The following is a 13,109-nucleotide window of genomic DNA, read 5'->3' on the forward strand; positions in this document are numbered from 1 at the left end:
TACATTCACGCCGACTGAATGCGAAAACTACTTCGCCGCTGCCGGATATGACCGCGAGTGATCGGATAACGCTCTAGAGGACACCGACGGCGGCCAGAGCCTGGCGCACCTCGTCGCGGCCCTCGGGGGAAAGCGCCGGCTGCGGGGCCAGCGGCGAGCCCACCTCGAAGCCCATCAGTTCGAGCCCGCCCTTGACGCAGGCGGCCAGCGAGTGCTTGGCGAACATCTGGTTGACCCGCCACAGGCGGCGCTGCAACTCCATCGCTTCCGCCCAGGCGCCGGCCCGGCACAGGTCGTAAAGCTTGACGCTGGCCTCGGGGATCAGGCAGGCCGGACCGGCCATCCAGCCGACGCCGCCGATCATCATGACGCAGGCTGGGATGTGCGAGGAGGCGGCGAAAATGCGCAAACGGTCGCCCACCCGGTTGATGATGGACAGCAGCCGCCCGGTGTTGGTCGAGGCGTCCTTGAGGTAAAGGATGTTGGGCACCTGGGCCAGCCGCTCGATCACCGGCAGCGACAGGTCGGAGCGCTGGAACTGCGGGTTCGTGTAAAGCACCACCGGGCAGGAAACGGCCTCGGCGACGGCCCGGAAATAGGCCTCGATCCCACTGTCGGGTACCGGGAAGTAGGCCTCCATCACCGCCAGGATGCCGTTGGCCCCCATGGCCTCGAAGGCTTGCGCCTGACGCACCGCCTCGACGGTGGTGGTGGCGGCGACGCCGGCCACCACCGGCACCCGGCCGGCCGCCGCCCGGATCACCGTCTCGACGACGGCCCGGCGCTGTTCCCAGTCGAGGTAGGCGAATTCGCCGGTGCTGCCCAAGGGCGTCAGCCCATGCACGCCACGCGCGATCAGATGGTCGACCAGGCGTTCCAGCACCGCCGTCTTCACCCGGCCGTCGTCGCCGATGGGCGACACCAGATAGGGAAATACGCCGTGGAAATCGGGATCGTTCATGTTCCTCCCCTTACCCCTTTATCGTCACGCCGCCTAGAGAAGCCCGAGCGCCCTCAATTCCTCGACCATCTCGGGCGGCAGGTCCCCCGCTTCCGTGCCGTTCGCCGGCAGGTCGGGCGGCGCCTTTTCGGCCGCCAGGTAGCGCCACCCCTGGAACGGCCGCATCGGGCGCAATTCGGTGCGCGCGACGCGGGGGTCCAGCACCAGGGCGCAGGCCGGCGTTCCATCGCTGTCGGCATGCTCGGCGACGTCGACGATCGCCTGGCGGACCTGGATGAAACCACGAATCACCCAATAGATCGAGCCCCCGTCGAGGATCTCCTCGGCGCGCCTCGGCGTGTTGCGGGTGACGTGGCGCAACACCGCCGGCCCGCCGGCCTCGACCGCCGCGCGCAGGCGCCGGGCCTGGATTTCCTCGAGGTGCGGGATGCTTTCCACCCCCACCGCCATCTTGACCAGATGGACCGTCACGCCGCGGTGTCCCCTTTCAGCGCCGTCACCTCGATCTCGACCTTCATGCGCGCATCGACGAGGGTACAGATAACGGTGGTGTTGGCCGGCCGGATGCCGGCGAAATGGCGCCCGACGATCGGCGCCACCGTCTCGAAGTCGGCCCGTTCGGCCAGATAGACGCGCACCCGCACGACGTCGGCCAGCGAGGCTCCGGCCCGATCCAGCGCCGCCGCCAAGTTGGCGAAGGCCTGCTCGGTCTGCGCCGCGACATCGGCGGCGATGGTGCCGGTGGCGTAATCGAAGCCGGTGGTGCCGGACACGAACACCCAGGGCCCGTCAATCACGGCCCGCGAATAGCCGGCCAGTTCCTCGAACGTCGAGCCCGATGAAATCCTTCGGCGCGCCATTTCCCCCCTCTTCGTCCCGGGCCGGCATGTCTGCGCCGGCGGGCCTTCATGTAAGGCAACCGCCGCCACTTGTCATCCGGTTCCCGCATCCCCCTTCTACGTTATGAACCCTTGTTCATTATTTTATTGACTCTTGCCAACAACCGGATAATTGTTATGAGCATAGGTTCATTTAAAGGAGAGCGTGGCGTGCCCAGACCCCGCAAGTGCCGATGGGTCGAATGCCATCCGACGGCCGACTTTTTCGCGCCGCGCGGCGTGCCGCTCGAAACCCTGCAAGGCGTGGTTCTGCCGGTCGAAGGGCTGGAAGCCCTGCGTCTTGCCGATGAACGGGGCTACGACCACGCCACGGCCGCGGCCATGATGGGCGTTTCGCGCCCCACCTTTTCGCGCATCCTCACCCAAGCGCACGCCACGGTGGCTGGCGCCCTGGTCAACGGCTGGGGCCTGCGCATCGCCGGCGGCGACTACCAAGTGGCCGGCGGCGGCCCGGGCCGGCATGGCCGGGGCGGCGGTGGACACGGACAAGGACGGCGCTGGCGGAAAGTGCTTCAGGAAGAAGGAGAATGATCATGCCGAATTTCGATCGTACGGGCCCGCGAGGGGCCGGAGCCATGACCGGTCGGGCCATGGGTATGTGCGGAGGCCAGCGGAACGTCCAGGCGACGGATCCCGCTGTCGGACAAGCGAGGGGGCGACGGCAGCGTCGCGGTTGGGGGTTCGGCCGTGGCCGCGGCGGCAACGATGTCGCCCCGGCAGTTCCGACGCCGGCGCCCGTCACCCTCGACGAGGGTAAAACCGATCCGGACGAACGGCGCGCCGTGCTCAAGGCCGAACGCAACAGGCTCAAGTCGCGCCTGCGCGAGGTTGAGGACGTTTTGACGGGGATCGGGCGCGCGCTGCGCGGCGAGGGCGAATCCTGATCGCCGCCGCAGCCGCCCCGACAGCCCACGTTTTAGTCGAAAGACTATAATGGCCGTTGCTATTGAATGAGAACGCCTCAACGGTTATAGTCTTTTGATCATAACTGGAATGCCCCGTCCATGCCCAGGCCGTGCAAGTGCCGTTGTGTCGAGTCGCTGCCCGGCGTCATCGACTTCAAGCCGCGCGGCGTTCCCATGCACGCGCTCCAGGAGGTCTATCTCGCCTTCGACGGCTTCGAGGCCCTGCGCCTTTCCGATCTCGAGGGCCTGGACCAGGGCGCGGCGGCGGAGCGCATGGGCATATCGCGCCAGACCTTCGGGCGGATTCTCGGCGCCGCCCGGCGCACCGTGACGCGGGCCATCGTCGAGGGCATGGCCCTTCGCGTCGAGGGCGGCAACGTCCGCCTCGCCGACAACACCGATCCCGTCCAACACCAACAAAACACCGACCAAGGAAGGAAAAGTCCAAAATGACCACCATCGTTGCCGTGCCATCCGCCCATCCGGGCGGGCTCGAGGCCGCCGTGTCCGACCATTTCGGCCACTGCGACGTGTTCACCCTGGTTTCCGTCGACGGCGGCCGCATCGAGGGCGTGCGCATCGTGCCCAACCTGCCGCACGAGCAAGGCGGCTGTTTGGGGCCCGTGCGCTACCTGGCCGAGCAGGGCGCCCGCGTGCTGATCGCCGGCGGCATGGGCATGCGGCCCCTGGCCGGCTTCACCGACGCCGGCATCATGGTCATGCACCACGGCGGCAACCGCTTGGTGAGCGAGGCGATGGTCGCCTTCGCCCAGGGCCAACTGACGCGCTTCGGCGACGACCACACCTGCGGCGGCGGCCAGGGCGGCTGCCACTAAGGCCTGGCGCCTCATCCTGATTCGTCATGGCCGGACTTGTTCCGGCCATCCACGCCTTCTTTCTCGTGTCGGCCCGAAGACGTGGATCCCCGCAACAAGTGCGGGGATGACGACTTGGGAGAGTGTGCCCCCCCATCGGAGGACCCCATGACCCTTATCGCCATCACGGCCGAGTCCTCGTCCCTGGACGCGCCGGTCGATCCGCGCTTCGGGCGCGCCGCCGGCTTCGCCCTCGTCGATTCCGAGGCCGAGGGGATGACCTGGCTTTCCAACGCGGCGGCGGCGACGATGTCGGGCGGCGCCGGCATCCACGCCGCCGAGACCATCGCCAAGGCCGGCGCCCGCGTGCTGCTGACCGGCCGCGTCGGGCCCAAGGCGCAATCGGCGCTCGCCGCGGCGGGCATCGCCGTCGAGGAGGACTGCGCCGGCATGACCGTCCGCGAAGCCGTCTCCCGCTACACGGCCAAGCCGGCTAAGGCGGAACGCCGGCCATGATCGTCGCCATCGCCAGCGGTAAGGGCGGCACCGGCAAGACGCTGGTGACGGCCGCGCTGGCCGAGGTGTGGCCGCGCCCGCTGGTGGCGGTCGATCTCGACGTCGAGGCGCCGAACCTGCATCTCTTCCTGCACCCCCGCCTGTCGCCGCCGGAAGACGCCGTCATCGAGGTGCCGGTGGCCGATCCGGCCCGCTGCACGGCGTGCGGCGCCTGCGTCGCGCTTTGCCAGTACAAGGCGATCGCGCTGTTCGGCGATTTCCCCACGGTGTTTCCCGACATGTGCCACGGCTGCGGCGGCTGCCTGAAGGTCTGCCCGAGCGGGGCGCTGACGCCCGGGTCGCGCGTGCTTGGCGAGATCATGGACGGCCGGGCCGGCGCCATCGGCTTCCTGATGGGCCGTCTGCGCATCGGGGAAGCCCTGAGCCCGCCCCTGATCCGCCAGGTCAAGGCCCGCCTCGCCGAGGGCCTGGCCAAGACGGCGGGCCGCGTCGACGCGCTGATCGACTCGCCGCCGGGCACCAGCTGCCCGGCCGTGGCCGCGGTTTCCGGCGCCGACGTCGTCGTGCTGGTCACCGAGCCAACGCCCTTCGGCCTGCACGACCTCAAGCTGGCCCGCCACGCCTTCGCGGCGCTGGGCGTGCCGGTGGGCGTGGTGATCAACCGCGCCGGAACCGGCGAGCGCCGCGTTTACGACTATTGCCGGGCGAGCGGCCTTCCCATCCTGGCCGAGATCCCGTTCGAGCGCGCCATCGCCGCCGCCTATTCGCGGGGCGAGACGGCCATCGGCGTGTCGCCCGGCCTCCGCGATATTTTCGACGTGCTGGCCAAGACCATCCGCGGCCTCGTGGTGTCGGTGAAGGAAAGGACGGCCGCCCATGCCTGAGATCACCGTCATCAGCGGCAAGGGCGGTACCGGCAAGACCACCGTGACGGCCGCCTTCGTCCACCTGGCCGGCAACGCCGTCCTCTGCGATCTCGACGTCGACGCCCCCGACCTGCCCCTCATCCTGAGGCCGACGCGGGAGGTCGCCGTCGACTTCCGGGCCGGCCACGTGGCGGTGATCGACCCCTCGCGCTGCAACGCCTGCGGGTTCTGCATGGACATCTGCCGGTTCGGCGCCATCGTCGCCGCCGACGGCGAATATGCCGTCAACCCCCTGGCCTGCGAGGGGTGCAAGGCCTGCGTGGCGCTGTGCCCGGCCGGCGCCATCGATTTCCCGGTGCGGCGCTGCGGGCGCCGCTACCGCTCGCAAACCCGCTTCGGGCCGCTGATCCACGCCCAGCTGTTCCCCGGCGCCGAGAACTCGGGCCTGCTGGTGTCGGAACTGCGCCGCGAGGCCCGCGAGCTGGCCGTCACCACCGGCCGTAAAATCATCCTCTCGGACGGCGCGCCCGGCATCGGCTGCCCGGTCATCAGCTCGCTCACCGGAACCCAGCTCGCCGTGCTCGTCACCGAGCCGACGCCGTCGGGCCGCCACGACCTCGAACGGGTGGCCGAGCTGACCGCCCGCTTCGAGGTGCCGGCGGCCGTCATCCTCAATAAGGCCGACCTCGGCGGCCCGGCGGCCGGCGCGGTGCGCGAGGCCTGCGCCGCGCGCGGCCTGCCGATCATCGCCGAGATCCCCTACGACCCGGGGGTGACGGCGGCCATGGTCGCCGGCCAGACCGTGACCGAGGCCGGCATCGAGGCCGTAGCCGCCCCCTTGCGCGCCGCCTGGAGCGCCATTCTGGAACTCACCGCCGCCCGCCGGGCGGCCTGAGGCGCGCCGCCGTTCGCCAAGCCGCGAGACGCGCCGACCCTGTTGAAGCAACGGCTTGACCCATCCCCGGACGGCGCCGGTCGCGGCCGGCCCGCCCCAAGAAAAGGCACGACCATGAGCAGCGCCGTCACCAAGGCCCTTTCCCATTTCGAACCCCACGATCCGGGGACGCTCAAGCTCAACTGCGGCCAGGCCGTCCTGGTCGGGCTTGCCGACCGCATCGGCATCGACGAGAAGACGGCGATCGGCGCCGGCCGCCCCTTCGCCGGCGGCATCGGCCACCAGGGCAACGTCTGCGGCGCCCTGATCGCCGGGACCATCGCGCTGGGTTTCGCCACCGACGCCAAGGCCGAGCCGCCCAACCGGCAGGCCGCCTACAAGCGCACGCGCGAGCTGTTCCGGCGCTTTTCCGAGCGCCACGGCAACGTCGAATGCCGGCTTCTGATCGGCATCGATCCCTCGACGCCGGAAGGCGAGCACGAGGTCCACGCCCGCAACATCCACCACACCCACTGCACGGCCTTCGTACGCTCGGCCGTCGAGATCGTCGAGGACCTGCTGGAGGAAGAGCTGGCGGACATCCGCCGGAAGGAGGCATCCCGATGAGCCATGTGTTCGGTCCCGTGCCGTCGCGCCGCCTGGGGCGCTCGCTCGGCATCGACCTGGTGCCCCACAAGACCTGCTCGTTCGACTGCATCTACTGCCAGGTCGGGCGCACCACCGACAAGACCCTGGCGCGCCGCGAATGGGTGCCGCTGGAGGCCGTGCTGGCCGACCTCGCCCCCAGGCTCTCCAGCCATCCCGACTACATCACGCTGAGCGGCTCGGGCGAGCCGACGCTTTATTCGCGCATCGGCGAGCTGATCGAGGCGGTCCGGGCGATGACCGCCATTCCCATCGCCGTGCTGACCAACGGCTCGCTGCTGTGGCAACCCGAGGTGCGCCGCGACCTCTTGGGGGCCTCGCTCGTCATCCCGTCGCTGGACGCCGGCGACGCCAAGATGTTTGCGGCGGTCAACCGGCCCCATCCCGACCTCGACTTCGATCGTATCGTGGACGGGCTCGCCGCCTTCCGCCGGGAGTTCACCGGCCAATACTGGCTGGAAGTCATGCTGCTGGCCGGCCACACCGCCATCGAGGCGGAAGTCCGCAAGATCGCCGCCCTCGTGGAGCGCATCGGGCCCGACCGCGTGCAGATCAACACCGCCACCCGCCCCACCGCCGAGACCTACGCCGAGGCTGCCATGCCGGCCCGCCTGCGCGCCCTGGCCAAGCTGTTTTCCTGCCCGGTCGATGTCATCGAGGACTACGACCACCGCAAGACCCGCACCGTGCTTTCTTCCGCCGACCGCACCAGCGTCTGCGAACTGCTCCGCCGGCGGCCGTGCACGGTCGAGGACATCGCCACGGCGCTGGGCTTCCATCGCCTGGAGGTCATCAAGCTGCTGGGCGAATTGCAGGACGAGGGCGCCGTCGGGCGCTGCCGGGCCGGCGGCCGGGTGTTCTACTTCGGGGTGCCGGAAGGGGGCCCAAAGCCTCCCTCGTCGAGGCCCCGCAAGACACGGGAGAGAATCCATGCCCACATCCGCTGAACCTGAAGCGTCCCTCTTCGCCCTTCAGGGGGGAGAGGGAGGGGCCCGCGCCGAAGGCGTGGGAGGGTGAGGTGGGCTGGCGCCGTCGCCTGAGGCTCCCCCACCTCACCCCACCCTCTCCGCCCCCGAGGGCGGAGAGGGAACATGTCGGAGCGCGGCACCCGCGGGATCAGGAGGAAAAGCCATGAACACACCCGTCCCCATGCCCGGCGTCCACGCGCTGATCGCCGTCGCCTCGGGCAAGGGCGGCGTCGGCAAGTCGACGGTGGCCGCCAACCTCGCCGCCGCCTTCGCGGCGCGCGGCCGCCGCGTCGGGCTGCTCGACGCCGACATCTACGGCCCCTCGATCCCGCGCATGATGGGCATCGGCGGCACGCCGATGGCGGCCGACGGCGATCGCATCCAGCCGCTGGTCAGCCACGGCATCGCCTGCATGTCGATCGGCTTCGTGGTCGGCGAGGCCGATCCCGTCGTCTGGCGCGGCCCGCTGGTGGCGCGAACGCTGGAGCAGTTGCTGGCCGAGGTCGACTGGGGCCCGCTGGACGTGCTGGTCATCGACCTGCCGCCGGGCACCGGCGACGCCCAGCTGACCCTGGCGCAGCGGGCGCCGCTTTCGGGCGCCGTCATCGTCTCGACGCCGCAGGACATCGCGCTTGCCGCCGCCCGCAAGGGGCTGCACATGTTCGAGAAGGTCGACGTCCCGGTGCTCGGCCTCATCGAGAACATGAGCTACTTCATCTGCCCCCATTGCGGCGCCCGCACCGACATTTTCGCGCACGGCGGCGCCAAGCGCGAGGCGGAGCGCCTGGGCGTGCCCTTCCTGGGCGAGATCCCGCTCGATGTCCGCATCCGCGAGACTTCCGACGCCGGCACCCCCATCGTCATCGCCGAGCCGGAAAGCCCGCAGGCGCAGGCCTTCCTGTCCATCGCCGACGGCCTCTGGGCCGGGATCGCGCCGGAGCAGGACGGCAAGGCCGGCCCCGGCGAACGGGTTCAGTTGTAGGCCGCCTTGATGGCCTCCGATTCCTGGAGGAGCGGCCTGATCAGTTCCTCCATGTCGGTTTCCTTCCAGAACGGCAGCCGCTCGTGGACGTCGACGTACTTCTGGGGAATCGGGTGGGTGCCGACGACGACCGGCAGACCGAAGGCCGTTTCGATGAAAGCCTTGAAGCGCCGGATATCCGGGCACGGCGGATAGCCGACGATGAAACCGGTCGCCAGGTGGATGACCGTGGCGCCGTTCTTCTTGAACTCCTCGGGAACAAGCTCGATGTTGCCGCCGGGGCAACCGCCGCAGCTGGTATAGCCGACGATTTCCACCGGCTCGGAGGCGGGATAGCGGGAGAACGCCCCAACCCTTTCCTTGAGCGCCCGAAAGCACTTCCCGCCGCCGCAATCGCGGTATCGGGCGCAGATGATGATTCCTATTTTTGTCATTGGGGAATTCTTTCAGACCCTTCGAGTGGTCGATATCCTGGCACAAAAGTCAGACCATTCCAGCCGGCGGCCGCGATTCTGTTTGGCTAACGCCATGCGTTCGAAATGGAAAGATACATTATAACATATGGCACGAACGACGGCAGATCGATAGGCGTCTTGCGGCGGAGTCGGCCCCATAGCCCCGACTTCAACCCCATCGAGATGGCCTTCGCAAAGCTCAAAGGCCTTCCTCGAAAAGACCGCCGCCCGCCCCAGCCTGTGGGACGCCATTGCTCGAGTGATCGGGTAACGCCCTAGCTTGGCGGCGAACGGTCCCGCCCCCTCCAAAACCTTCCGGGACAAGCAGGACGGCTGCCTCTAGGCCGTGCTTACGCCGTAGAGGACGTGCTGCGCCCGTCCCTTCTGCGCCTCCGCATTTCCTTTGAATTTTCTGAAATAATCAAAAGGATATAATCCGACGCAATCGGGGTATGTCTACGCCAATAGTAGTAATCAAAAAGCATTATCTTAGTATTAAATGGCAATTCATATATCCTTTTTTGCAATATTCCTAATTTTTATTAAGTCTATCATGCGAATTGTAGTCATTTTCCAAACTATAATTCTGGTGGCCCATGCACGAATCATTGCACCACGAGATCGAATGGCTGGACGAACGTGGCTGGGAGAGTAGCGAGGAGATGCCGCCCCCGGGCGAACGACCGGGCATGCCACAACATTGTCACACCATTGCCCAGGAGATGCCCCAGCCACCGGCACAACTCCCTCTCAAGAGCATCGAGAGAGGGAGATCAAGCGTGCCGATCCACACTTCCCTTCAGCAGCGTGCCTCCACTCCCCTTGATCTCGCCGACGGCGATCTGGAATCGCACATCCGGGCGCTGCGGCGGTACGCGCGGGCCCTGACGGCGAACCCGGACGACGCCGACGATCTTGTCCAGGAAACCCTGAAAAGGGCGCTGACCTATCTGGACAGCGGCGGCGAGATCCGCAACTTGCGCTACTATCTGCTCACCATCCTGCATCACGCCCGGATCGACCTCGCCAAGCGCGAGTCCCGGGGGGGCGAGCATATCCCCTTCGATGCCTGTCTCTTCCTTGCTTCCGGCCCCAATCAGTCCGACCGTCTCGTCTGCAGCGAAGCCGTGGACGCCATCAACCGCCTGCCCGAAGAGCAGCGCGCGGTGATCCTGCTGATCGGCTTCGAGGGACTGGCCTATCAGGAAGTGGCCGACGTGCTGCAAATTCCCATCGGCACAGTGATGTCGCGCCTCAGCCGGGCGAGAAAGAACCTTCGCAAGATCCTCCGTCTCGAGGACATCTCGGTGGACCTCGTCTCGACCCAGCTGGAGGGCGGGTACATCCCGGAATCGTCGTCGCGCAGCAAGGTTGCGCTTTCCTCCGACACGGCCTAGGCGATCGGGGGCCGCGGCAGGCGCGCTTCACGCGGCGCTTGCCGCCCCCGTTCCGCGCAAGGCCAGTTCGCGACTGGGGGCGGGCAGTTCGCGCCGGTCGCCATCCCCGGTCAGCTTGGCAATGCCGAAGCGGACCTTGAGGGTCATGCCGGGCGGCCCCGAAATCGCCAAATCGCCGCCGATCTGGCGGGCGAAGGCCTGGATCAGGTGAAGCCCCAGGTGGCGGTTGGATTGATCCGGATCGGACAGCGGCGGCCCGACCCCGTCGTCGGAGACGGTCAGCACCGCCTGCCCGGTCGCCCCATTCAGGGCAAGGCGCACCGAGATCTTGCCGGGCCGTCCGTCCGGGAAGGCGTGCTTCATGGCGTTGGTGATCGCCTCGGTTACCAGGAGCGCCACGGGGACGGCCCAGTCGGAGACGATGGTCATCTCGGGAATGTCGACCTGGAGCGAGACGCGGCGCCGGGCGTCCGACAGGCTGTTGACGAGCGTCCGGCACAGTTCCGTCATGAACATCTGCAAGGGAACCACACGCACGTCGTCGGCCTCGTAAAGGTAGCGGTGAACGAGCGCCAGGGCGCGCACCCGCATCTTGACGTCTTCCAGCGCGTTGCGCGCATCGGGCTCGGCGACCGACTTGCCATGGAGGTTGAGAAGGCTGCTGACGATCTGCAGGTTGTTCTTGACCCGGTGATGGATTTCCTTGAGCAGGATGTCCTTTTGCTGCACCGATCGGGACAGTTCCTCCTCGCGGGCCTCGATGCGGCCGGCCATGAGCATCATGGTTTCGCCGAGGCTGCGCAGTTCGCTCGGCGCCTCGTTCAGGTTGAAATCCGCCACCGCGTAGTCGCCGCCGGCGAGCGCCTGGGCCATCCTTCTCAGCGTCATGATCCAGCGGGTGATCAAAAGCCTGGTTCCCAGCCACGCCGCGGCGATGCCGGTCCACCAAATGCCGCAGACGCTCAGGATGCGGGTCACCAGGTCCTTCTCGATCCAACCCAGGGCGGTCGCCGCGGGAACGCCGAACAGAACCGTCACGTTGCCGTGCGGAAGCGCGACGCTGCTGTAGACGCGGCGCACCTCGTCGTTGCCGATCGCCTCGAAGTCGACCAGCCGCCGGCCGACCACCTCGTCGATCAGATCCTGGCCGACCGCGAAGCGCAGGGTTTCGTTGCGCGACGGCCCCGATCCGGTCTTGGGCAGGGCCGGATTCCAGTTATCGAAGAAAAGGGCCCGATTGGCCAGCACGTTGCCGTTGCTGTCGAGAAGAAAAAAGACGCCGTCGGAGGGCAGGCGCGCCTCGTGCACGAAGGTCGTCAGCCAGTAGAGTTCGATGGACGCGCTCAGCACCCCTTCCAGCCGCCCGTCGTCGGCGAACACGGGCTGCGTGGCGATGATCACCGGAAAAGGCGAATCCGGCGTGAACATGTAGTCGCTGAGCGAGAAGTCGCGCACCGCCGTGCGCTCCTGCAACTGCGCCTGGGCCGGCACCTTTTCGATGCTGTCGGCGGTCCAGCAAACCGGCCGGCCGTCGGCGTCGGAATAGACCAGGTTGGAAAACTCGCGGGAGTTTTCCAGGGTCTGCCTCAACAGGCGGGTGCAGTGATCGGCCTGCTGGCGCCGGATGACCTGTTCGTGGGCCAGCCGTTGCAGGACGCGACGGGTGTCGTCGAAAAACCGCCGTTCGTAGGTGGCCGCCAGCACCGCAAACTGGCGGACCGACAGCTTGGCCCGTTTGGTGTTTTCCGAAAAGGCGTCCCAGGCCAGGAACACGTTGAGAACGGTCGGGACCAGCAGGATGAACGTAAACAAAATCACCAGCCGCTGGGTCAGCGACCCGGTGGTGATGGGACGGGAAAACGCCACGGCTCATCCCCCGCGCGGGCCCGGCCGCCTCAGCACACCGTACCGGGGATCGGGGGCTTCCTCTGCGAAAGCAGCGCCTGATAGATGGTCACCCTCAGGACATCCGGTTCGAACGGCTTGGTCACCAGATAGGCCGGCTCGCGGCGCGCCCCGGTCAGCAGCCGTTCCGGATAGGCCGTGACGAACACCACCGGCACATCGCGCGTGCGGTGGATTTCCGCCACCGCGTCGATGCCCGAGCTGCCGTCGCCCAGCTGGATGTCGGCCAGGATGATGCCCGGCCGCCTGCGCATTGCCAGGGCGACCGCTTCGTCCTTCGTCGCCGCGGTGCCGATCACGTCATGGCCCATCTCGCTGACGATATCGCTGAGATCGAACGCGATGATGGGCTCGTCTTCGATGATCAGGACCGACGTCGCCGCCTGGTCGTTGAGCTCGATGCGGGCGGCGGTCAACTCGATTTCCGCCTCCTCCGGAGACATCTCCATGATCGCCGCCGCCTCGTCCAGGGAAAACCCTTCCACCGCCGTCAGCAGCAGCACCTGGCGCCGGCGGGAGGAAAGCCCGTGCAGCGGGTCCAGGGGTTCGCCGGCCGTCGGGTCGGGTGGAAGGTCGCTGGGAAAGATCGGCTCGGCGATCCTCGTCCACGTCTGGTGGAACAGATGATAGAGCTGAAGCCGGCGGAAGAGGCCGGGGCGAAGGCTTTCCGGCTCTTCCACCAGCGCCTCCAGGCAGATCCTCACGTAACGGTCGCCCGCCTCCTGCGAGCCGGCGAGCGCCCGGGCATACCGCCTCAGATACGGGATGTGGCGGACGATGTCATTTCGCGGATGGGCTTCCCCCGCCGCCCCCAGCGACGGGCCGGGGCGCCCCAGCGCCAAGTTGCTTCCGGGCACGCTGGTCCGGGCCCGTGGACTGCGATGGGTTCCTTCCATGTTT

General features: G+C 67.8%; 17 protein-coding genes and 1 pseudogene. 12 read left to right on the forward strand and 6 right to left on the reverse strand.

Annotated elements, in window-relative coordinates; genetic code table 11:
* Positions 1-73 precede the first annotated feature (73 nt).
* The 3 genes from ODR01_RS08235 to ODR01_RS08245 are packed head-to-tail and all read right to left on the reverse strand — an operon-like array spanning position 74 to position 1,821.
* Complete coding sequence (locus ODR01_RS08235) at positions 74-961, reverse strand: dihydrodipicolinate synthase family protein (protein ID WP_316977159.1); 888 nt, start codon at positions 959-961, stop codon at positions 74-76.
* A 33-nt stretch (positions 962-994) separates the two neighbouring features.
* Positions 995-1,432, reverse strand: a complete 438-nt coding sequence (locus ODR01_RS08240) for a DUF1489 family protein (RefSeq protein ID WP_316977160.1) — start codon at positions 1,430-1,432, stop codon at positions 995-997.
* Positions 1,429-1,821 carry a RidA family protein gene (locus ODR01_RS08245; RefSeq protein WP_316977161.1) on the reverse strand — a complete coding sequence of 131 codons (393 nt, stop codon included), beginning with the start codon at positions 1,819-1,821 and terminating at the stop codon, positions 1,429-1,431. Before ODR01_RS08245 ends, ODR01_RS08240 begins: the two co-directional genes overlap by 4 nt.
* 189 nt (positions 1,822-2,010) lie before the next feature.
* Here ODR01_RS08245 and ODR01_RS08250 point away from each other — a divergent pair, with 189 nt between their 5' ends.
* From ODR01_RS08250 to ODR01_RS08295, 10 genes are all read left to right on the forward strand, one after another.
* Positions 2,011-2,391: a DUF134 domain-containing protein gene (locus ODR01_RS08250; RefSeq protein WP_316977162.1), complete on the forward strand. Its 381-nt coding sequence runs from the start codon at positions 2,011-2,013 to the stop codon at positions 2,389-2,391.
* A gap of 2 nt (positions 2,392-2,393) precedes the next feature.
* Complete coding sequence (locus ODR01_RS08255) at positions 2,394-2,744, forward strand: DUF5320 domain-containing protein (RefSeq protein ID WP_316977163.1); 351 nt, start codon at positions 2,394-2,396, stop codon at positions 2,742-2,744.
* Positions 2,745-2,864: 120 nt separating this feature from the next.
* Entirely contained in the window at positions 2,865-3,218 is a 354-nt protein-coding gene (locus tag ODR01_RS08260) for a DUF134 domain-containing protein (protein ID WP_316977164.1), read from the forward strand.
* Positions 3,215-3,601: a NifB/NifX family molybdenum-iron cluster-binding protein gene (locus ODR01_RS08265; RefSeq protein WP_316977165.1), complete on the forward strand. Its 387-nt coding sequence runs from the start codon at positions 3,215-3,217 to the stop codon at positions 3,599-3,601. Before ODR01_RS08260 ends, ODR01_RS08265 begins: the two co-directional genes overlap by 4 nt.
* 147 nt (positions 3,602-3,748) lie before the next feature.
* Positions 3,749-4,096 carry a NifB/NifX family molybdenum-iron cluster-binding protein gene (locus ODR01_RS08270; RefSeq protein WP_316977166.1) on the forward strand — a complete coding sequence of 116 codons (348 nt, stop codon included), beginning with the start codon at positions 3,749-3,751 and terminating at the stop codon, positions 4,094-4,096.
* Positions 4,093-4,980: an ATP-binding protein gene (locus ODR01_RS08275; RefSeq protein ID WP_316977167.1), complete on the forward strand. Its 888-nt coding sequence runs from the start codon at positions 4,093-4,095 to the stop codon at positions 4,978-4,980. The genes ODR01_RS08270 and ODR01_RS08275 overlap by 4 nt, the downstream gene beginning before the upstream one ends.
* Positions 4,973-5,857: an ATP-binding protein gene (locus ODR01_RS08280; protein WP_316977168.1), complete on the forward strand. Its 885-nt coding sequence runs from the start codon at positions 4,973-4,975 to the stop codon at positions 5,855-5,857. The genes ODR01_RS08275 and ODR01_RS08280 overlap by 8 nt, the downstream gene beginning before the upstream one ends.
* Before the next feature lie 114 nt (positions 5,858-5,971).
* A complete protein-coding gene (locus tag ODR01_RS08285; protein ID WP_316977169.1) occupies positions 5,972-6,463 on the forward strand; it encodes a C-GCAxxG-C-C family protein in 492 nt (163 codons plus the stop codon).
* On the forward strand, positions 6,460-7,449 hold the full coding sequence (locus ODR01_RS08290; RefSeq protein WP_316977170.1) for a radical SAM protein: 990 nt from the start codon (positions 6,460-6,462) through the stop codon (positions 7,447-7,449). The genes ODR01_RS08285 and ODR01_RS08290 overlap by 4 nt, the downstream gene beginning before the upstream one ends.
* Before the next feature lie 184 nt (positions 7,450-7,633).
* Complete coding sequence (locus ODR01_RS08295; protein ID WP_394356812.1) at positions 7,634-8,452, forward strand: Mrp/NBP35 family ATP-binding protein; 819 nt, start codon at positions 7,634-7,636, stop codon at positions 8,450-8,452.
* Here the strand turns inward: ODR01_RS08295 and ODR01_RS08300 are convergent.
* Positions 8,443-8,886, reverse strand: a complete 444-nt coding sequence (locus tag ODR01_RS08300; protein WP_316977171.1) for a CGGC domain-containing protein — start codon at positions 8,884-8,886, stop codon at positions 8,443-8,445. The two genes, ODR01_RS08295 and ODR01_RS08300, sit on opposite strands and share 10 nt — an antisense overlap.
* A gap of 174 nt (positions 8,887-9,060) precedes the next feature.
* Here ODR01_RS08300 and ODR01_RS08305 point away from each other — a divergent pair.
* Both ODR01_RS08305 and ODR01_RS08310 read left to right on the forward strand, forming a co-directional pair.
* A pseudogene (locus tag ODR01_RS08305) lies at positions 9,061-9,178 on the forward strand (IS630 family transposase); the annotation flags it as partial.
* A 508-nt stretch (positions 9,179-9,686) separates the two neighbouring features.
* Positions 9,687-10,304 (forward strand): RNA polymerase sigma factor, encoded by a 618-nt coding sequence (locus ODR01_RS08310; protein ID WP_316977172.1) that lies wholly within the window; start codon positions 9,687-9,689, stop codon positions 10,302-10,304.
* Between the two features lie 27 nt (positions 10,305-10,331).
* Here the strand turns inward: ODR01_RS08310 and ODR01_RS08315 are convergent, their stop codons facing one another.
* Together ODR01_RS08315 and ODR01_RS08320 are read right to left on the reverse strand one after the other, a co-directional pair.
* Positions 10,332-12,170 carry a sensor histidine kinase gene (locus ODR01_RS08315; RefSeq protein ID WP_316977173.1) on the reverse strand — a complete coding sequence of 613 codons (1,839 nt, stop codon included), beginning with the start codon at positions 12,168-12,170 and terminating at the stop codon, positions 10,332-10,334.
* A gap of 29 nt (positions 12,171-12,199) precedes the next feature.
* Positions 12,200-13,105 carry a response regulator gene (locus ODR01_RS08320; RefSeq protein ID WP_316977174.1) on the reverse strand — a complete coding sequence of 302 codons (906 nt, stop codon included), beginning with the start codon at positions 13,103-13,105 and terminating at the stop codon, positions 12,200-12,202.
* Positions 13,106-13,109: the final 4 nt, after the last annotated feature.

The sequence above is a fragment of the Shumkonia mesophila genome, assembly GCF_026163695.1.
Lineage (GTDB): Bacteria > Pseudomonadota > Alphaproteobacteria > Rhodospirillales > Shumkoniaceae > Shumkonia > Shumkonia mesophila.